Source organism: Bacteroides sp. K03 (assembly GCF_019734355.1).
Classification (GTDB): Bacteria; Bacteroidota; Bacteroidia; order Bacteroidales; family Bacteroidaceae; genus Bacteroides; species Bacteroides nordii.
The window spans coordinates 120104-142483 of the sequence record NZ_JAASHC010000009.1; the positions used below are offsets into that span (position 1 = coordinate 120104).

Annotated in this window: 14 protein-coding genes; all 14 read right to left on the reverse strand. The window is 39.4% G+C overall.

The window, feature by feature from the left end; all coding sequences use genetic code 11:
- Nucleotides 1-50: 50 nt before the first annotated feature.
- The 14 genes from HCG69_RS09020 to HCG69_RS09085 all read right to left on the reverse strand — a co-directional run bounded on the left by HCG69_RS09020 (nucleotide 51) and on the right by HCG69_RS09085 (nucleotide 22372).
- Entirely contained in the window at nucleotides 51-353 is a 303-nt protein-coding gene (locus HCG69_RS09020) for a hypothetical protein (RefSeq protein WP_221649776.1), read from the reverse strand.
- A gap of 4 nt (nucleotides 354-357) precedes the next feature.
- The gene (locus tag HCG69_RS09025; RefSeq protein ID WP_370634143.1) at nucleotides 358-1959 is read right to left on the reverse strand and encodes an OstA-like protein; all 1602 of its coding nucleotides are present in this window, start codon (nucleotides 1957-1959) and stop codon (nucleotides 358-360) included.
- 41 nt (nucleotides 1960-2000) lie between these two features.
- Nucleotides 2001-3392: a peptidylprolyl isomerase gene (locus HCG69_RS09030; protein ID WP_002562350.1), complete on the reverse strand. Its 1392-nt coding sequence runs from the start codon at nucleotides 3390-3392 to the stop codon at nucleotides 2001-2003.
- Nucleotides 3393-3401: 9 nt separating this feature from the next.
- Nucleotides 3402-4247 carry a peptidylprolyl isomerase gene (locus tag HCG69_RS09035; protein ID WP_221649778.1) on the reverse strand — a complete coding sequence of 282 codons (846 nt, stop codon included), beginning with the start codon at nucleotides 4245-4247 and terminating at the stop codon, nucleotides 3402-3404.
- A 58-nt stretch (nucleotides 4248-4305) separates the two neighbouring features.
- Nucleotides 4306-5853: a peptidylprolyl isomerase gene (locus HCG69_RS09040; RefSeq protein WP_221649779.1), complete on the reverse strand. Its 1548-nt coding sequence runs from the start codon at nucleotides 5851-5853 to the stop codon at nucleotides 4306-4308.
- A 216-nt stretch (nucleotides 5854-6069) separates the two neighbouring features.
- Nucleotides 6070-7545: an IMP dehydrogenase gene (gene guaB / locus HCG69_RS09045; protein ID WP_221649780.1), complete on the reverse strand. Its 1476-nt coding sequence runs from the start codon at nucleotides 7543-7545 to the stop codon at nucleotides 6070-6072.
- Between the two features lie 128 nt (nucleotides 7546-7673).
- The gene (locus HCG69_RS09050) at nucleotides 7674-11012 is read right to left on the reverse strand and encodes a T9SS type A sorting domain-containing protein (RefSeq protein WP_221649781.1); all 3339 of its coding nucleotides are present in this window, start codon (nucleotides 11010-11012) and stop codon (nucleotides 7674-7676) included.
- 30 nt (nucleotides 11013-11042) lie between these two features.
- Nucleotides 11043-12104, reverse strand: a complete 1062-nt coding sequence (locus tag HCG69_RS09055; RefSeq protein WP_221649782.1) for a hypothetical protein — start codon at nucleotides 12102-12104, stop codon at nucleotides 11043-11045.
- A 97-nt stretch (nucleotides 12105-12201) separates the two neighbouring features.
- Nucleotides 12202-13689 (reverse strand): leucine-rich repeat domain-containing protein, encoded by a 1488-nt coding sequence (locus HCG69_RS09060; RefSeq protein WP_221649783.1) that lies wholly within the window; start codon nucleotides 13687-13689, stop codon nucleotides 12202-12204.
- 13 nt (nucleotides 13690-13702) lie between these two features.
- On the reverse strand, nucleotides 13703-15415 hold the full coding sequence (locus tag HCG69_RS09065; RefSeq protein WP_221649784.1) for a BACON domain-containing protein: 1713 nt from the start codon (nucleotides 15413-15415) through the stop codon (nucleotides 13703-13705).
- 11 nt (nucleotides 15416-15426) lie between these two features.
- Nucleotides 15427-18036 carry a DUF4458 domain-containing protein gene (locus tag HCG69_RS09070; RefSeq protein WP_221649785.1) on the reverse strand — a complete coding sequence of 870 codons (2610 nt, stop codon included), beginning with the start codon at nucleotides 18034-18036 and terminating at the stop codon, nucleotides 15427-15429.
- Between the two features lie 18 nt (nucleotides 18037-18054).
- Nucleotides 18055-19908: a hypothetical protein gene (locus tag HCG69_RS09075; RefSeq protein ID WP_221649786.1), complete on the reverse strand. Its 1854-nt coding sequence runs from the start codon at nucleotides 19906-19908 to the stop codon at nucleotides 18055-18057.
- Between the two features lie 20 nt (nucleotides 19909-19928).
- Complete coding sequence (locus tag HCG69_RS09080) at nucleotides 19929-20831, reverse strand: DUF4984 domain-containing protein (protein ID WP_221649787.1); 903 nt, start codon at nucleotides 20829-20831, stop codon at nucleotides 19929-19931.
- Between the two features lie 11 nt (nucleotides 20832-20842).
- Nucleotides 20843-22372 (reverse strand): RagB/SusD family nutrient uptake outer membrane protein, encoded by a 1530-nt coding sequence (locus tag HCG69_RS09085; protein WP_221649788.1) that lies wholly within the window; start codon nucleotides 22370-22372, stop codon nucleotides 20843-20845.
- Between the last annotated feature and the right edge of the window lie 8 nt (nucleotides 22373-22380).

Sequence of the window (22380 nt, forward strand, 5' to 3'; positions counted from 1 at the left end):
AATTTAGTAGTTAGGAGTAAGCAGGAGTTAGGACATACCTCCCTCATAAATCATAGCGCCCAACTACCGGTTTGCAAATAATGCCAAAGGAAAAGCAACAGGGCAATAATCAAAAGGATCACTCCCAGATGCACAGGTTTTCGTCCACTTTCCTTACGGCGTTTCAGATGAGTAGTTCCCTCTACGAACTTCCCACGAATATCTTCCGGAGAGAACTCTTTTTCAGATAGCATACCCAATTCGCGCTTGGCCTGCTCTTCCATTTTATCAAGCTTCTCTTTCCGCTCGTTCACGTAAATGTACTGATGATTAAAGCGACGCGGCTTTCTCATACCACTATTAAACATTCCCATAGAGCTATTTCATATTAATTAATTCACGCTTGGGCGAATTTAATGGTTTTCGGGTAGATTTACGCAATGTTTCACCCTCTTTTTTACCTCTCCATTCAAATATATCCTCTTTATTTTGAGGACGTATATAATCGAACCACACAAATGTAGGCAACCTCATTTTGTCCGAAGGAATCTGATCCATCGGATAAAGCACTCCATCCGATTTCGGACTCATGACCATCCTTTTCATTTTGCGGTCTTTCAAATGCATTGTTAACAAACTGGTTTGCGAAGTATTCATACCAATCATAGTACTATCCTCCTCTTGCGGATAGAAAATCACAAGCACATTGGCTATAACATCGACTTTCCGCATTTCCCCTTCATCAAAATACGCTTTAATTTCTTTTCCGGACACCTGGTTATAGTGCAACGAATCTTTCATCTCTACCGTCAATGCCTGGTTGATAATATGTGCCCAGTCAATCGTACTGTCATTCAGGTAGATTTTAATTTCTTCTCCCAGTAACTGCTGTCCTTCATTCCAAAGAATAGGGTCACGGTACATTGTCACACAAGAGTCTTTTGAATTATAAACCAATGAATCACAAACGCCCTGAACATCAGTTCTATACATACGAACTTTATGATAAGCCCGCATCTCACGAAACATAGAATCAGTATTCAGATAAGATGTAACCATCATCAAAGTATCAGCATGCATGAAAAGACTATCTCCTTGTGAATAGTCAATACCGACTGCACGTTTTGTAGCAAAAGCACTGTCAGTTAGTTCATTATAGAAACAATAATCACCAGTCAGCATATTTCTATTAATGCTGTCATTCATTATCACGTTGTCAAAGGCTTCTCCATAACCTAACTTACGGTCATAAAACAGACTGTCTCCGGTCATTCGTTTCCCCTCATTGGTCAACACAGAGCGATCAAGTAACTCAGCCTGTTCCGTCAATGTATTATAAATACCCCGTTCCGAATAAATATGATTCTTTTCATTTACTATCTCAGACGGACCGAGAATAGTGGCCACTTTAGACAAAGTATTATACTTTAAAGTATCTGAGGTAAGAATAAACTGGGGATTTACTAACTTGACATCATGATTGAAAACAGACTGCTTCGTAGCAGGACTGTACTCACCCCAGTCAGAAGTAAGTACATTTTCTTCATCCATCAATGTACCACCTTCGAAATAATATCCAAGATCATAAATACGATCATAATTCAGACTATCGGTCAACAAAGTCGTATTCCGATTAATCATCTTTACGTTTTCACGAAGCTGGGCTAATTGGGATATTCCATCATAATACAGGTAATCACCATAAATAAACAATGTATCCCCCTGCTCCATACGCACATTGTTGAATGCTTCAAATGAGTTCGTATTTTCATAGATCAACGCACTGTCACAATACATATACATACTATCATGACGCAACTTTACTGAACCGATAAGCACCTGCACATCCGGACGGGCCAATTTGTCTGCCCTCCCCTCATCAGCATGCAGAAGATCCACTTTCGTTTTTTTCTTCTGAGGCTTCTGTTGTGGTTTCTGCCCCTGTGCCCAAAGAAGGTATACACCAAACAAGCATAGCATCCCCGTGAGGATGCATTTAAAAAAGAAGTTGTTAGTTCTCATTAATCTTTAATCCAACCTGGATATTTGAAATCGCAATTCTTCCAGTTTTCATCGATACGAACATACGTATGTTTCTGTTTTTCCAGAATCCACTTATGTAACATCTCCTCCCGGCGTTTAGCAATAACAATCTCTTTCAGGTTCTGATAATCTTCTGTAATCGTTGCTTTATGACCATTGATACGAGTTTTCAACTTTACAATAGCACAAATTTCTTTTCCATCTTTCTCGTTAACCATTGTAAATGCCTTCGAAATCTCACCCACGTTCAATTTATCTACCACCTTAGCCACGTCCTGTGGCAATTCCTGCATTTCAAACTTAGAAGTAGCCATGGCATCATTGGAATTAGTATTCACCATTAATCCATGATTGTTTCTTGTATCCTTATCATGAGAAAGTGCGGCGGCTGCATCATCAAAAGAGAACTTCCCGACACGAATATCATCAGCAATGGAGTCCAAACGTGCACAAGCCTCTATTAACTCCTTCTCGGAAACTTTGGGACGCAACAATATATGACGAGTATTCACACGGTCACCACGTTTTTCAATCAACTGAATAATGTGATAACCATATTCAGACTCTACAATCTTGGAAACTTTCTTAGGATCCTGCAAACCGAAAGCAACCGCTGCATAAGCCGGGTCCATCATACCTTTACCCATAAAATCGGTTTCACCGCCCCGCATAGCAGAGCCACGGTCTTCCGAGTACATACGAGCCAAAGTAGAAAATTCAGTTTCTCCCTTATTCACACGATCCGTATACTCACGCAACCTACTTTTTACATCTTCTATTTCAGTAATAGGAATTTTGGGCTGCAAAGTAACTATCTGCACCTCCACCTGAGTTGGTACATAAGGAATACTATCTTGTGGCAGATCTTTAAAGTAACGGCGCACTTCAGAAGGAGTCACTTTGATATCACCTACGAGTTTTTGTTGCATCTTTTGCACAGTAAGTCCTTCACGCGCATTTTCACGCAAGGTTTCACGTATCTGTGACGGAGTTTTATTCTGCTGTTCGAAGAAATACTCCTCCATTTTCTCTCTTGAACCCAACATCTGTATCCAGTGATTTGTCATAGCATCCACACGCTGGATAACTTCACTTTCGGGAACATCAATACTATCAAGACGCGCCTGATGCAAAAACAACTTTTGCACTGCTAACTCCTCCGGAATTACACAATAAGGATCACCATCTATTTTACGTCCTTCATACAGGGCGCTCAAACGTGCCTCTTCTACTTCCGATTTCAAAATAGCCTCATCACCTACGACCCAGACCACTTCATCAATCACGTTGTCCTGTCCGTATGCTACCACATTAGCAAGCATTACTAAGGCAAATAAAACAACAAATCTAAAGTTTACAAACTTCTTCATTCTTTGTATTTAATAATTATATATAATCTTTTTCCGATCTATGGCCCGCTTATACAAGTCATCTTTTACCTGACGCATAAAGTCAACCCGCTTTATATTAACAAGCATATCTTTTGCTTCAGGCATTGCAAATTCATAAGGTTCCTGCTCTCCTATCGCCCGATAATCACTGACGTTAAGAAAATAATAAAAAGCGGTATCTTTCAACTCCACATGCCGATTCTTGTTGATATATTCTTCCGGTGAATCTGTCTTTAAAGGAATCAAATCGAGGATATCTGCCAATGAAACCCATTTATCATAAAAGTATTCATACTTCACCGCATTCTGAAAGCTGTACTTCTCTAAATGTTCTACGGCTTCTTGTGCTTCGGATTTATACCACTTACGCACATTGGTAAGTTGTGGTGCTGTCAACGGAACTTTTATAAACAATCCTTTCACCAAAGGACGATCCAGTTTAAAAAGTTCTTTGTTTTTCTCGTAATATTCAGCAATTTCCTGTTCAGGGATATCTTTGGTAAGTCTCTGGTCGATTAATTCTTCTTGATAAGTATGCATAATCAATGCTTTACGATAATTCTCCACCAGACGGTCTATTTCTTCATTGTCAGGAATGTTATTCTGAGCCTTCTCATACAACAAAATATCCTCAGCCCAAGTGCGTATGTAATGTTCTGCGAAAAGCAAACTATCATCTTTAGTCAACCCGGCAGGAAGTACAGATTGAAGATCCTCTTTGTATAAAAAAGTTCCATTAACCTCCACCAGAGGTGTTCTTCCCCTATGATCATGCTTTTCAGCACATGATATACAGAAAAAAAGAGAAACCAGCAAGAGGCCCGTTATTCGCATTGTCAACTGAAATTATACTTATATTCAAGGTACGAAGATAATGCAATAATCGGTTATATCAGTGGTTATTAACTGTTTTTAAAACCTCTTGGTTAATTTCAACCTTACTTTCTTCGCGTAGACGCTTTATCCAAAGCGAATCAAGGAAGTTCTGATAATCGGCTGCAAGCGGCCCTCGCACTTCTGTATAGCTATCAGGACCTTTCCGTTTTTCACCAAAAACAGTAGTAAAAGGATAAGACTCCAGAGAATCAAAGCTTCCGGTTTTAAAAACCAGTTTATCTACATATTTATTATCACCTTTAGCAAACACGCCCCCTTCTACTTTTACAACTTCTACAGAATCATTAAAAGTTTTTGCTATTGTATCTGTCCATACTTCTTCAGGAAGCTTCCGGATTAATTTCTTAATCTGCTTAGCTGTTTTTTTATCGGCACAATGGACTACAACGCCCTTATAACGCGGTTCTTTCCATTTATAATTTGACTTATGAGAAGCAAAATAAGCTATCTGTCCGGGTTCATCGGCCACTGCGCGTTCCCAAACCTCACGATTGCTAATCTCAAACAGCAACATTCCTTCTTTATATTCCTGCATCAACAACCGGAAAGCGGGATACTTCTGTTCCAAACGCCCATTTTCGTAATCCAATACAGTTTTTAATACAAAAGCATCTACTTGTGTTTTAAGACCTCTCGGAAATGACGCAGCAAAACGTTTAAAATCCAAACCGGTATACGAGTGATTATCTAATGTAAAGAGCGCTTTTTCTGTTTCACCCTTAGACAACAGTTCTTTCATACCTTCACCGTCCACCTGGTAGTTATATTCTTTCTTTAATTTTTCTACCATTGACTCTGTTCCTTTGTCAACTCCGAATTTACGGGTAAGCCGACGGGCTATTTCTCCCTTTATTTCTTCAAACGGAGGCAACTCTTTGGTATCAAGAACTTTTGTTATATGCATACCCTGAGGAGTAAAAAAAGGTTTAGAAATTTCTCCTTTATTCAAAGAGAAAACAACATCTTCAAACTCTTCCGGTGTCTGAAGAAACCCTACCCAAAACGGTTTCTTATCATCTGAGAACTTTTCTACATAAGTTGCAAAGTCATCCGTATTCGGTGCAGCAGATAATACTTTATAAATTGAATCCATCCGAACCTCCGTTTCATTCAGATACGATTTTGATACAGTTTGAGGAAGATATTTAAAGATATGCATCACCTGTACATAACCAGCCCGGGATTTAGCACTCATTTCATCATAAAATTGACGCACATACGCTTCTTCGGCTTCTTCATCCGTCAAATAAGATTTCGCTAATTGCCTGCGATATCCTTCCAGCTCTTCCCGAAAAGTCCGGGTGGTATCAATGCCAGCAGCTTTAGCAGCTGCAACTTTCAACTTAAAGTTGACAAAAAGATCAACATACTCATCAAGTGTTTTTGACTCTTGTTCATTAAGAGAGTTATTCTTATTATAGATATACTCAAACTCAGAACGAGTTACATCTTTTCCGTTTATCCGCATCAATACAGGATCTTGCTGTGCTACAGCAGAAAGTCCCAATAGACAGGTTACTAATAAAACCAAGTTTCTTTTCATACAAAGCTTCGTTTATATACATACGTTCTATTAAACGCTGAAAGATTGGAAAAATTGTATTTAACGATAATAAAAAGCCGGACTTCCTACCGAGTAAAACAGAGTCCCACAGAGTATTATTCTTTTTCTTACCATACGATAGTAGAAAAATAACTCTGTGAGACTCCGCATCAACTCGTGGTAAACTCAGTAGCTCCCACGTTATCGAGAATTATATTATTCCGGACGACTATAGTTAGGCGACTCGCTTGTAATTGTTACATCATGAGGATGACTTTCCATCACACCTGCATTGGTAATACGTGTAAATTTAGCATCATGTAACTTTTCAATATTCTGCGCACCACAATACCCCATACCTGCACGCAGACCACCAGTCAACTGATAAATCACTTCAAACAGTGTTCCTTTATAAGGTACACGTGCAGCAATACCTTCCGGAACAAGTTTCTTCACATCTGCTTCTCCACTCTGGAAATAACGGTCTTTCGATCCGTTTTCCATCGCTTCTAAAGAGCCCATGCCACGATATGACTTAAATTTACGTCCATTAAAAATAATAGTTTCACCCGGACTTTCTTCTGTACCGGCAACCAGAGAACCGATCATTACAGAATACCCTCCGGCTGCAAGTGCTTTTACAACATCACCTGAGTAACGAAGCCCGCCATCTGCAATCAAAGGAACACCTGTACCTTTCAAAGCTTTTGCTACATCATAGACAGCAGATAATTGAGGTACACCCACACCGGCCACTACGCGTGTTGTACAAATAGAGCCTGGTCCGATACCAACCTTTACACCATCAGCACCAGCTTCGACCAATGCTTTAGCAGCTTCTCCGGTAGCAATATTACCTACTACAATATCAATATTAGGAAAACGACTCTTTGCCTCCTTCAATTTTTCAATTACAAATTTAGAATGTCCATGAGCTGTATCAATAACAATAGCATCCACTCCGGCATCCACCAAAGCCTGCATACGTTCCATCGTATCGGCAGTCACTCCTACACCGGCAGCTACACGCAAACGCCCCTTAGAATCTTTACAAGCCATCGGTTTATCTTTTGCCTTGGTGATATCTTTGTATGTTACCAATCCAATCAGTTTGTTATCCTTATCAACTACCGGTAGCTTTTCTATCTTATATTTTTGCAGGATTTGTGCAGCAGCTTCCAAATCAGTAGACTGATTAGTAGTTACCAGCCTGTCTTTTGTCATTACTTCATCGATATGTTTATCCATATCACGTTCAAAACGAAGGTCACGGTTGGTAACAATACCAACCAGATATCTGTTATCATCCACTACCGGAATACCACCAATCTTATATTCAGCCATCAAAGCAAGCGCATCACGCACGGTGGAGCCTTTTTTGATAGTTACCGGATCATAAATCATACCATTTTCAGCACGCTTCACAGTGGCCACCTGCTTAGCCTGATCTTTTATCGGCATATTTTTATGAATAACACCAATTCCTCCTTCACGAGCTATGGCAATAGCCATTTTAGCCTCAGTAACCGTATCCATGGCGGCAGTAACAAAAGGAATTTTTAACTCAATATTTCTTGAAAACTTTGTCGAGAGCTCGACAGTGCGCGGTAAAACTTCTGAATAGGCAGGGATTAACAAAACGTCATCATACGTTAATCCATCCATTACAATCTTATCAGCAATAAATGACATAGGGCTATGCGTTTAAAATTTATTGCGTGCAAATATACGGTTTTTATTCAATACAGACAAAAATAGAAATAAAAAAATCCCCCTGCCAGAAGGCAAGAGGATTCTTTATAATATAACCAGACAAACGATTAACGAACAATCAGCTTAGCAACTGCATTTTTACCATCAGCATATACCCTGACAAAGTAAACCCCTGCTGTAATACCTTTCAGATTTACAGAAAACATAGTTGACGTTGTATATTCTTTATAAATAACTACACCTGCCATATTAATAACTTCAACCAAAGCACCATTGGTAGCCAGTTCACCTAAAGTAACCCGGAAGTTTCCGTCATTCGGATTAGGACAAACAATAATCTTATCAGAAGATTCGGTTGATTCGATTCCTGTAATCAACGAAGTACCCAGATTGAAACCATCTACAGTGAACGGGAAGAGAACAGTATAAGTTTTACCCGCTTCAATAGCTGTATTAGTCAACGTATAGGTATAAGTATATGTACCATCCCCATTATCTGTTTTGACCTTGGCCGGAGTAAATCCAATTCTGTTTCCTTCATAATAAACGAAGAAGTTTCCACTAAAATATGCCTCTTTAGTAAGAATAGTAAATTCCAGTTTATCATCTGTGGTAGTGATAGAATAAACATATCCTTCCAGAGTAGCTGCAGTTGTTACATTTCCGGCACCCAATGCATAATATTCTCCAGCCTTAGCAACAAACGGAGTTTCCAAATCATCGCCCTGAGCTTTCTTTCTTACAATTAATGAATAATCATAATCCTGATCTTCCGGCTTATCCTTTGATATAATAGCGCATATTTTTACAACTTGGTCTTTTACCAGATTTAGTGTTGTATACGCTCTTCCATACATAAAGTCTTTCACTTCTGCGGCTGTAGCTTTTGTACTACAATCATTAATCTTATAAGATACACCAGCACCTTGTCCCAATGAACTTACCAGGTAGTATTCGCCAATTTCAGGAGCAACAAATTCATACCATGTCTCACTGGCAACATCTTTGCATATCACAGTTTTATCAAAATCGATACTGATGGCTTTGTCACAAGATTCGCCTTCACCTGCTGCAGTAAACTTAGTTTTGATTACAATATCTGCTCCTTCTTCATTCTTAAACTGATAAACAGTAAACCGATATGTTTCGCCTTTGATTACAGAATAACGGTAAGTAAGCCTTCCCATCAATTCTTCAAACGACAATTTATCCTGTGTAGTACCACATTCTTTTACTATGCCACATGACCAGTGATCTCTAACCCATATTTTATCTTCCACTTCAAATTCTACAGTACCATCATCAGGAGCGGTAAATAGATACCATTCTTCCCGAGCGTCCCGGTTCTTCATTACAATATCTTCATCCAGATTAAACGGTCTCGGATAATCGCAATAATCTCCTAATGGAATATTCTCATCTTCAACAACTGTGAATGTAGCCTTATCTGTACTTGATGCCACAAATCTCATTCTATACTCTTCGCCTGCATTTACTCTCACTATACAGCTTGTAGAACCATAATTAGCAATATTCGTTGTACCGGAATTCAAAGTTATCATAGTCAATGCATCTTCCGGATAAATAAGTTTCAACATACAATCCTGAGTAGCAATATACTTAAACCAATAATTACGTTTTTCACCACCATATTCGTTATCACCTAATTTAGCATTTAACGGATTGACTTTCGCCTCACCTGGTTTAGGATCACGCTGTACTAATTTAATAGCATCTTCAACAGCCTTAGCACTGTTCACACAGATAAGATAATTAGTTCTGGTAACATCCATTTCAAAGTATGATTTAGCACTGGCTGCCACTTCATCTATCACAGGCTCGGCATCTGAACAATCCACATAATAACTGATCGTTCCTGTCCAACCTTTATTAGAAGCCAGTTCCAACAAATTAAATGCACTATCTTCGCTCTTTGTTATAGTATAGTTATACCAGGTAGATCCTGCTTTTACAGAAAGAGCCGAAGTCGTAGAAGTGATATTAATAGGTATAATACAATCATTGCCTTCTTCAACTTCCGTAAGCTTCAAAGTTGCTTTTGTTGGACGATTATTAGTAGTTACTACATAATAAGTAGTATTGGCTTTTACTGCAAATTTATGGCTATTATTATTTTCATCTTGTACAACCATCATCGGCTTATAATCCACAGCCCCTATTTTATCTTCTCCTTCATATACAAACAATACATACTGCTCAATATCTATATTGGCAAGCCCTGTTATCGGTGCTGTAAATTGCAACCATGACATTTCCGAATAACTTGCAAAATCAGGAAAATCGTCTACATTGGTATTCTCGTTTACAGGAATAATTGTCTCTACATCCGGTTGCAAGTTGACTGCATTCTCAAAAGTTGCCCCCGGAAGGAAAAAACCTGATACTGGTACAACCAAACTGCTAATTGAAAATTGACGAGGAAACTCTGCACCTTGTCCTTCTAAGAACTCAGTAGAAGTCACAGTAAATTTCAGCACATCGCCTTCCATCAGCTTTATAGCCGAATAACCACCTACCAGATTATCATAAGCCTCCCACTCTAATACGAGATCAGGTTCTCCAACTACTCCACCTGCAAATTTCACATCATAAGCCTCAGCTTTAGAAAAGAGATAGAACATTCCATTTTGAGTAGCTGTATAACTGAATGTTTTAGAAGTAGCCACATCGTTTAAAGTAATAGCCATAGTAGTTCCATCCCAAGGTTCAGCAGGAGTATCATCATCACCGTTACCATCACCCAGTTCAAGCGGGAAAGTTACAGGATATGACTCTTCCTCTGCTGCAGTTATTGTTAATGTAATAACCCGGTCTTTAACAGCATCTACTGTTAACGTTGCGCCAGCCCAATCGTAAAGTCCCTCAGACCATGCTGCAGAACTCTGTCCTTCCCAAGTAGCCTTTATTTTTACTGCATAACTTTTTGTATCACACTTAAAAGTACATTGCTTTGATTCAGTAGGAGTAAATGTTAAAGTCATTGCATCATCAGCTCCTGTAATAGTAATATCTTTCTTTGTACCATCCCAGGCAGTATCATCCCCACTGTCTTTAACCAATTCCATTGGCACTATTATAGGGAAAAATTCTTCTCCATCAGTTACAACTGTCAACTTAATAACTTCATTAGCTTTAGCCTCAATGCTGACTGTTGCACCAAACCAACCATGAAGTGCATCAGACCACTCGGTCACCTCTCCACATACAGCTTTAATTTTTATCCCAAACTCTTGGGTATCGCTCTTAAAAGTATAAGTTTTAGCTTCAGGAGCTGTAAACTCTAAATTTATTTCATCCTCCCCGGATTCAAATCTGATAGTTCTCCACGAACCATCCCACGCCTCCGCCTTTACGGTAGATGTAGCCACTGCCATAATGTTCATCATGACAAACATTAGCAAAAAGTAGTAGTTCTTTTTTCTCATGTTACACTAAATTTTAATTAATTACTAAGTTTATTTATAAGAAAATTCTTGTTTCAAAGTCATCGTACCCTCCGGCCAATAATCATTAAAGTAGCCTTTGATGACACGCTCGGCAAAAGTCCAGTTTCCTTGCACATCCAGCTCATAAGCGTTCAAATGGACAGATGCCATATTTTCCTCGTTATCGCTCTTAGTGGCAGAGAGTAGAAAACCCTCTTCTGTATATGCATACACAGTTCTTTCTTGCACCAATCCGGCTTCATAAGCAACTTCCTTTACCTGTAACCAGGGAGAAGCATAAATCAATGATTGCTTCTGAACCATATCGGGATCATCATTGGTACGGACGGAAATTGTCATTCCAAGCAATAACCCTTTCTCTCCGAAAGCATAGACCGTTTCTTCATGCTGAAGTACCTCGTCACCTCTGATCAGCTGTTTGGTACACATTGACGGGTAAGAGTTCCGAAACAAGTACTCTGTTCGGGTAATCCCCATCCAGCTGTCAGTCTCGCAAACAGCTTTCTCTCCATCAAATTCGTATTTGAAGCCATTATCACCTTCTACCGCGACCAATCCTTTCAGCAAGAAGAGAGGTAAACCAGCAAATGATAAAGGAAAAGGTACGTATACAGCATGAGTGCCGTATTTCAATTCATAAACGACGGAAGTGCCTCCCAACTCTGTTTCGGTAACTACCGCCAGCCTCCCGGCAGAATCATATCCATAAGAATACCTCATAGCATCACCGGCAGTAATCCATCCTCTCGTTAAGCCGGATACTACATCAGTAAATTCATTGATTGGATTATAGATTAGCAAGTGCCCTCGTTTGTCGAACAGATATTTCTTGGTTACATTGAATACTGCCAAGTCGTCGTCCGTGCTCTCTTCTGACACCTGTACATAGAGTGGATTTCCCTTAAAATTGAACAAGCTCTGATGAGTAGCCTCCCACACAACAGTTGCTTCACCATATTGCTTTTCATATGGAGTAACCGGTTGCACAATAGGGTCGTCGTCCTTACAAGCAGTAAAGACCGCACATATACAGCCTAATAGTATGGTAATAGTACAGTTTAAAGTCTTCATTCTTATTCATATATTAAAATAACTCTCTATAAAGTTGTTTCGGAAGGCCTATGGTTTCACAACGGCAGCCTTCCTAACAACTTTCTTTAAGAGAGAGTTATTTATTATTAAGCAGATAGTCCGCGTTTACTTCATAACCTTTCATTACTGCATCATATTCTTCCTGTGTCATAAACAGGAATCTCAGATTAGGTAGATTACTCCGATCTATATCAGTAGCTTTCAATCCACAATTAATCAAGCTCAACATCAATAGATTATCACTTTTCATAGCAGGAAACAACGGCAATTTATTACCATCTAATATCAGCGAATGCAGATTAGGCATCTTCTCTAATTCTTCTTTCGTCACAGATTGGATTTGATTATCAGCCATAGACAATAGTTGCATATTCTCATGCTGTACCTCTTTAGGTATAGAAGTAAAAGAACATCCATCCAATAACATGCCACGCAGATATTTACGGGTTCGGTTGCCTTCTTCACCAATTACTGTATTGGCAATGGAAGGAGGCAACGATTTCAGGTTCTTGTTGTTGCGCATATCCAACGTTGATATTTTGTACAGCTGGTCAAAGACATCGGGAAGTTCACTAATTTCAGTATTCATAAAACGTAGGCTGACCAATTCCGTCAGATTGACAATGCTAGCCGGTATTTCGCTTACCTTTTCATTAACCACGTCAATGGTTCTCAGTGTCTTAATCTCACCGATCGATTCAGGAAGTTCCGTCACTTTATTGTTTATCAGTGTCAGGTCATTCAGCTTTTTCATATCCCGGAAAGACTTTGGAAAGGTGCTAAAATTAGTATTCTCAATATAAATAGAAGCAATCCTCGATTCACCCATATTATCGGGAAGTTCTTCCAGATCGCAATTACTGATATGCAGTCCCGTCATACTCGGGAAGTTGATGATCGCCCGGGACAGTTTTTTCATATGTTTGAATTCAGGCAAATTCCCGTCGCCGTCAATATCCAAATCGGTAATATAAAGCAGATTTCCATAATCATCCGTCTCAAACGAGAGTCCGGCCCAGGTATCCAGAGTTTCTTCCACATCCCAAGAAGGTGGCCACTTACTTCTATCATCCCCCAATACCTCTTTACAAATAGCAAAAAGCACATTGGTATAGTTGTTAGTAGGATCAACAACTGTTTTTACCTTCACCGGTAAAATATATTCCTGCAGTTCTCCTACTTTCACATCAAACTCATTATCTTCTGTCAAAGTAATATCCAGATTTTCAATTAAATTAGCATCCTTACCAAAAGCCCGATAACTTAAAAGCTTATAATGTCCTTCCTCTAATCTTACTTTTTCAGTAGACAATAATTCAGTGTTTCCCGTAAGCGGGCAACTGGGTAGTTCTATTTTTACCCCGTCTTTCTCTAACACAATCTTTACGGTAGCAATATCATCCAGATCGGCCAATGTATAGGTTGTTATCTTGGTAAACTGGAAACAAATTTCTCCCTGATTGGGCAACAAAGCATCCTTATCATCCTCTTTACAAGCCGAAATTAAGACCAGTAAAAAACAAGCTGTCCAGACAATCGCCAGTATATTCTTAATCTTCCTCATAATCATTTTAGTTTTAATCATCTATTTCACCCCAGTTTCCATCCAATGAAAGCTTGGGATATTGTTTCTTACTTGCATCATAATAGTGAAACCATCTAAAGGTGCGATCAAACGAAGATGGAGTCAGAGCCGTGTTGTTCGTATTCTCTTCCCAATCAGGACACGGAGTTTCTATGAAATCCGGTTCATTATCGAAACCAACACGCCGGTTCTTACTATCCCTGCCATTGTAAGTCTGGTTAAAGACTAATGTATAGGGGTCCCAACATTTCAATCGTTTATGCTTCAATATCCACTCGGGAATCATACCCGACAGATAATTCAGATTCAATGACAAAGCCCTTAATTGCGGCATCACATCAGCTACGCCTTCCATAGCTGGAATAGAGCCTTCAAAATAGTTGTATGACAGGTGAATATAAGCCACCCGTTTCAACCGGAATAAACGATCCGGAAGTTCACCACCCAAGCCAATGCTGTCTTTTTTGTTCGTAAAAAGATTACTACCAGCTTCGTAATGACGACAATTACTCAAGTTCACATAAAGCAAACTATCCTTATCCAAAGCCTCAATAATATCCATCGGAAATTCCTGTAAAGGATTGCCGGTCATTTCCAGTTCCTTCAATTTCTTCAGATTAGTCATCCGGGCAGGAAGTGAATTAATTCCATAGCCTATAAAGGCAAGGTTCTCCAAACTATCCAGATAGGTCACGTCATCCTCCAGCTTAATAGACTTGCGATAACTATTTTCATTACCCGTAAAAACCAATGTTTTCAACTGATTTAAATAACGAATCTGGAAAGGAATACTATTATCCGTATTAAATATATAAAAGTTTACCCCAACGACACGCAGTTCGGTTGTATCCCGTACAAAATCACCATCCACATATTTATAGTCAACCTCTTCCGTCTTTACATTATTCCAGTAAATCATCGGTTGACTTACGTCCCATACAGTATAACACTTCATCATGCGGCTGATAGCCAATAAGGCAAGTGAATCTCCCCGACGTGACGGAACTATTCTTTCTGATTTCTTCTGACGGAAAGTGAATGTTTTTTCTATAGGTATTTCACCCTCTTTTGCATCTGTCTGGCGAAACGTAAATTTAGCCACCCGATCCGCATCCGACTGTGTGTAAATGTCGAAATCGAAACGTACCTTATCCGGACGAGGTACTGAAGCGACCTTTTTCTCCGGAACACTCACACGTACCCATTTCTGGGCAGCATCAACCGGTATTACTTCATACTTAACATTTGAAGTAACATTCAACTCAGTAAACATCTTTTCGTAATCTACAAAATCCTCTACTTCAACCTCCTCTTTATCCAACTTTATGATTTTCTCATAACCATACTGGAACACCTTTACCTGAGAGGCTTTGGAACCGGAACGGAATGTAATAACCGCTTCCCGTTCTTTATACAAATAGCTGGTATCTACACGCAATTCACAAATCGTGGAAGCATTGCCATTGGCAGGTGATACCATGCACCACTCTGCATTCGATTCTACATACCAATCCTGATCTGCGGACAGATTGACAGCATATGTATCACCACAATCAGGAACAACAAACTCTGATTCTTCTTCGCTTACTCCAAAAAAAGAAGACTGAATATCGTCATCGTCCTTGCAAGAGAAGAGAGCAACTATCCCCAGGCTGATTAACAGGAAAACCTGGATATTTCTATTTTTATATCTGATTGATTTCATCTTCTTTGTCATTAGTTGTTAACATTTGTAATATCCTGAGTCTCATCATAAACCAGTAGGAATGAGCCATCATTCATACGAGCAATAATCGCTGAGGGAACAGTCATCTTGATATTCGGATTATCCGAAACATCAAACTTATTAAGATTGTCCGGGAAAGTTTGTATCATACGCAGGTCATTACCGGAAACCTCCAACACCTTCAAAGCCATGTGCTGATCCAAACCTGTGGGCCACTCAACTAATGTACGTTTGAATTTCTTCTGAGCGGCATCGGTATAATATCCCTGAGAATTAAGAATCAACTGATTGAGGCTATTCACATATAAGATATTGACAGGGAATGCAACAAAACGATTCTGGCTCAAATCTATTCCGGAGAAGTGAGGCAGATATTCCGAATTGAATTCATTCGGCATAGATTTTATCTTATTACCTGCCAGTTCCAATGCCTCCAGTGCTTTCAGGTTCTTAAACGACTCAAATGAAACCTCCGTTATTTCATTATAAGACAGACGAAGGAAGTTAATCACCGACGAATGTTGGGAGAATTCGACTGGCAACTTGGCAAATCTGTTAGAACATAGATTAAGCTTCTCTGCACGTACCCCTTTAAAACCTGGTTCAAAACCATCAATCTGGTTGACAGACAGGTCTATCTCCTCAATGGAATATTTACCATCATTTTTCATGTTAGACAACAATACCGGAAACTTCTTCAACTTATTACAAGAAGCCGAGAATAGCTCTAAATCATTTGTAATACAGAAATTATTAGGAATTGGATTACTTCCGGCTCCCAGAGCTTCATTTCCCAGTTCATTGCAATCAACCATAAACTGAACAGGAGATATATTGCCAAGGGGAGGAAGTTCAACCAACTTGTTATAAGCCAAGTCGAGCATTCCCAGTTTTTTCATATTACGAATACTGAATGGCAATTTTGTTAACTTATTATCATTCAGATACAACAGTTGAACCGTCCCCTGTGATTTTCCATTCGTAAAGAAGTCATCCAGATTCTTATAAGTCGATTCTAAATCAAGATTCCCATTCATGGAAAAGTTTAAAGAAATCAGATTGGGCAATTGTTTCAACTGTTCCGGAAAGGTAGTCATCCGGCTGTTATAGATTTCAAGATCTGTAAGATTTTCCAGTTTGCCAAATGATTCCGGTAACTCTTCTATATAGCCATTTGCTATGTAAACCATAGTCAATGTACCTGCCAGCTCGCCGATACGTTCAGAAATACCTGTAATACGGTTTGACATGGAACCTTTATTCTTACCAGCATATTTGGTATATACGACAGGACGTACATTTCTGCTTTCATACTTTAATTTTGAAGTTACCTGAAGCTGCGCCCTTCTCAAAACAAACCTTTCACGTGCAATGTCCATACGATGTGCACGTACATCCACTCCTTCACGGGCAAGCAAGTAAGAGCTAAGAATACCTTCCATCCCTTCATCTCCAACAATAGCACCTGTCTCATCATGATTTCCAAGATACAACATTTCGAGCTGAGTTAAATCTCCGATAGCATCGGGTACAAAACCTTTAGGATTGAAACTTCCCAAATTCAAAGAAGTAACCCTGCCATTACTGCCAAGCCCTACCCCTGGCTGATCTCCCCACATGTCGATAGGACGCGGGGTACCGTCGGCAAACTTAAACACCCAGTTTGAACCTATATTATAACCTTCACCGTTCCATGACCACTCTTCACCACCCATTGCCTTCCATATGTTATACAAAGCAATGTAATCACGAATCGCTGCCGTCTCATATAGTTTCACATCTACCGTATCACGTAAAAGCTTAAAATGTTCAATCTTTACATTCTGCTCTTTGTCCATTGCATAGATCAGCTCCTTGTTTTTATTATACAATTTATAATGAGACAGAACATAATCTCCCTGTTTCATCTGAATCGTATCGGTAGAAAACAGCTGAGTTTTCTTTTCCTTTTTTGCCTTTACCGGATAGCTCTCAATATAACTAATGCCATTATTTGAATACTTGAATGTGAATACTGCCGAAGCAATGTCTTCATATTTCACCCTACTGTTATCAACAGTGGCGCGGGAAAGAGGAGACTCAATAGCCGACAAATCTTTTCCAAATACCGCTGCATATTTACCATACAAAACAGCTTCCAATGCAAAGTCAACCTCTGTCAGACGATCATTCTCTATCCGGAAACGAACCTCCTCGTCAGGCGTCCCCGACTGTAAGATTTCAGCTTGTCCGTCTACCACCTCATCTCCATAAACAACAAAATAAGTGATCTTATAGGTACCGGGCATCAACTGCACCGGTACAGTAGATAATCCAAATTCAGCACCTTCCTCACTGACAGACTTCGGCATCAATGCCATACTGAAAGATTGATTATCGGCAGACGTCAAGGTAACCTGAATCTTACGTACATCTTTCAGATAGCTGAGTTCCTTTCCGCTATCCAGCGCGCGGGAGTCCGCACCCTTCTTATGCAACTGAAGCTGCATATATCCGTAACCTTCCTGAGAAGCGGCTATTTCATCATCAGAACAACTTCCGACCAAAACAAGTCCCAGAAAAGCAACAAACACCCCTAATATTTGATATAATAACTTCATTATTAACAGTATATTTAATTATTGAAATGGTTGTTTAATATAAAAAGTAAACATCGTAAAGGTATTGTCACTACCATCTTCCGGATTAATACCTCTAAATGCCTTGAACTCAATCTTGATTACACGATCCCGTTTATCCTTGTTTTTTCCTACGGCAAGTACGAACTTCGTTAAATCGACCACTCCATCTTTCATTTTAAACTCAATATTTACATCATTAGGAACAAAAGTACGTGGGTTCTCAACTCCTGTTACGACTTCTGTCACATCTAACCGGGATGTAAAAATTTTCACTGCATCAGAAAGCATATCAAAAGATTTGGTTTCACCTGCTGCCGGAAAGGTGATTGTTGCTCCATTTTCAATACCGGTTACGCTCATCTTATACTCCAGAAAAGCATTTTTTTGCCGTATATATGACCCTATATACTGACTCTTCAAAGTAGTAGAAACCGGATCTTCAAACAAATCATCAAAACTTACCGAATTGGGAACAATAAACAGGTAAGCCTCTCTATCTTCTCCCATCGAAGTAATCTTATTCATATCATCTTCGTCACCACGCTGATTGGCTGTCAGATAAAGTTCTTTTGTGTATACCCCATTGGATGTCTTATCTTTGGAAGAATCGCCCATATGCAGAGTAGCCCAATGAACAGCTGTCCGTTCAAGTGCACCGTTCACACATTTACATAAAAGTAACTTGAATGGTGCATCGGTTACATCTGTATAATTTTTACCTGTTTCAATCATAAATGGCAATTCGAGTATCCGTGCCGTACCAGGTATCGGATCAAATGCAAAATCATTTCCATACGGGTCAAATGCCGGAAACTCAAAATTATGATTAATATAATCATCACTAATTCCGGCAAAGTGGATCGGAATAGTAATCAGTTGCTTGGAACGAATATCCGATAATATAATCACATCTTCTTTTTCTGACGCAGGAATCATACCGTCAGCTATGCGCACTTCTACATATAAAGGATTCGTAGCCAACGTTCCCGATACAGTAATATTAGTAGGCTGAGGAGTAGACAGCCATTCTGGCAATTCCAATTTCCACTGGATATTTGAAGAAACATACAGAGGGGCCATATAGACTCCAGGGGTAGCGGGATCTATCAACAATTCCAACTTTTCAACTGCAGCGTCCATTTCTTCTGTCAGATAAGCTTTACATTCAGCTGTAGCTTTCACTGAAATATATTTTAGAGTAGTACCAGCCTTAATATTGAACCCACCCTCCAGAACCATTGATTCAAAATCGGTAAACAGTACTTTCACTTCTAACTTCTTAGTAGTAATCTGGTCAGACTGATGTTCGTCTATAAAAGAGAAAAGTATTCCACTGGTTGCATCAACCAGCTCCCAAGCTTGATCAGAACTTACAGTCAACGTATCTACAAAGTACTCTCCAACATTATCTGCCTCTAAAACCAAGCTTTCTGTGTCAACCACGAGACTGGCCCCTTTGCCCAATTGAGAGATCTTCACTACATATACCGTTTCATCTCCAACAACTGATATACGGAGTTCCGCTGTACGTACCTGTGCTTCCAGGTTTGTTCTCAAAGGTTGTATGGTAATTTCCGCTTTGCCTTTACTTCCTTTAGTTTGTGAAGCCGAGAAAAACACACTGCCACCTTCCGAAAAAGAAGCCGTCCATTCATTTCCTGCTTCAAAAGAGAAGGTTGTCTCCTGTTCTCCTTTTTCACTTACAAAAACTATATCTTCAACATCAAACGTTGTTTTTCCCTGCACCTCCGGTGATTCTTCCTTATCATCCGAGCAGGCTACAATGGCAAAGGTCATTACGAGTAACGCCCAATAGCCCAACCGATTTTTCAAATGGGTAATTGTATTCATATTTTCTTTCTTTTAATCGATTATTTCTTCAATGAATATCCCTTAGGCTGTACTTTAATGTCATAAGGAGGAGTAATACCGTTCTTTTCTGCTTCAGCCTCATAAGGGCTAATCCACTCAAATATATACAGGTACGTTCCAAATGAACCCACTTTAGGAAGGAATATATTCAAATAGAGAACTACTCCTCTATCTGCTGTTATGAAAAAGCTCGGATTACTTGCCACCGATTGTGCAAAAACTAACCCATATCCTGCGTCAAGAAACGCTTCCTGTTCCACAACAGTTACTCCATCATTCATCGGTTCCTCATCCGACGCATTAAATTTGACCTTTAAATCATAACTGTCGTCAAAGGGTGCCTTGATAAGTATAGTATGATCGTCTACTTTCTCGCTTTTCACTAAAAAACTCTTTGAGTCCTCACTGAATGGGAATGTACATGTCATACGCAGATCACCTATGTAATCATTTATATTAAACGGATAACATTTAAATAAAAAAATATTTGTCTTATTCCCATACAGGTTCATCGTTTCATTCTTATCACTGATTAGTTTCAAAGTCACTGCCAGGCTATCTGTACGATTCATATTATCAAAATACCCCTTTATCGTTACAGTTCCTGTCCGCTCACCCGATTTTATCAAAACATTCTTATTCAAAAGCTCAAAATGATATCCTTCAATGGCATTCGTATGATCTACATCTACACTAACTACATAATTCCGGTCATAATCCGTTGCCTGAGTGGCAGCAACCACAACATCAAAAGTTCTTTCCGAATTCACCGTCACAGGCATTACCATGGCAGAATCGGTAAACATGACATACGAAGCATCTGAATAAAGCACCTCTTTACTGTCACAACCTACCAGTAGAATTGCAAACAGTGTACATAAACTATATATACTTTTCTTCATAATCATCTCTCTTATTTATTGCTTTCATTTGGTTTAACCAATCCCATCGAAGCATCAAGTTCATGTTTCGGGATAGGCCATATAAAGGCCGGATTGTCTTTTCCTATTTTCAATGAATTATTTAAAGCTCCATCTATCGTTCCGGTTTGGGGCGTACGTTCAAAACCCAAATTCCAACGCTTCAAATCAGACAAACGGAAACCTTCCATAAATAATTCTTTTGCACGTTCATCCTGAATTGCTTTCATCAGTTTATCCTGAGTATAGGATGCACTGCCATAATCTGCAATACGCGCTCTTCTCAACTTAGTCAAATCATTATTGGCCTCTTTAGTCTTTCCCAATTGTGCATAAGCCTCAGCGCGGTTCAAAAAGACTTCAGCATAACGCAATACTTTAGGCATATTTGTATAATACTTACCAACACCGGCATCAATATCCGCATTACCCAAATATTTGATAACAATAGGCCAGGTTAATCCATGAGAATATCCGGTCTTAATGGAATAAAAGAAAGCAGAATAGCGCATATCATTTGCACTATATGAATCGAGTAACCATTTTGCCGGTACATAATCGGGCAGATAAGCCACATTATTATAATTCAGGAAAATTGTTCCCAAAGCTCCGCCTCTATCCGTCGTACTCATTTGTACACGCCAGATCACTTCATCACCTTCATCATATTTCCACATCCGTTGATAGTCGGTCATCGTATTACCAGTTTCTTCATCTACCCATTTTGCTTTCATTGCATCGGCCAAGGTATATACTTTAGAGTCAACTACCTTTGTAGCATACTCTATCACCTTTTCCCAATTCTTCATATGAAGAAAAACTCTTGTTTTCAAAGTCTGCACGGCTCCTATTGTAATCCACTGCGTATCTGCTCCCTTACGGGTTGCATATTTCTCCGCTTGTTCCAGATCGCTTAATACTTGCTTATAAGAATCGGCTAATGAAGAACGAGGTTCAATAGAACTGTCTTCACCCTCTTTGCGATAGCGCAAATACAAAGAAACTCCCAGCTGGTTTTCCGCATTATCCGGATCATAAGCCTCACAATACATACGTATCAAATCAGAATAAGCTAACGCACGGAAAAAATAAACATCCCCTTCATATTTCTTGAAAGTAGTTTTATCAGCCTCTGTTGTTAGTTTACTATATACTTCATCTTTATGATCCATAAAGAAATTACAACGGGCTATCACTTGATACAAACCCGAATACACCGACTCAATGCTGGTATCACTATCCCGGAAATCCCAACGATACATCGGGCCATATACATTTGTATACCCTTTAACAGCATATACCAGATCAGTCTGTACATCGGGGGCCAAGGTCAAAGTTCCGCTATACAGAGCCGAGTTCTTAAAACTACTGTAAATACCGATTACAATCTGTTCACTGGACACCAGATCGGTCATCGATTCTTCTTCGGGCACAGCTGTATCCGGGTATCTGTCCAGAAAATCACTGCAGGAGGACATTCCACACAATAGTGCCACTAATACATATATTCTTATCTTTTTCATACTCTTTC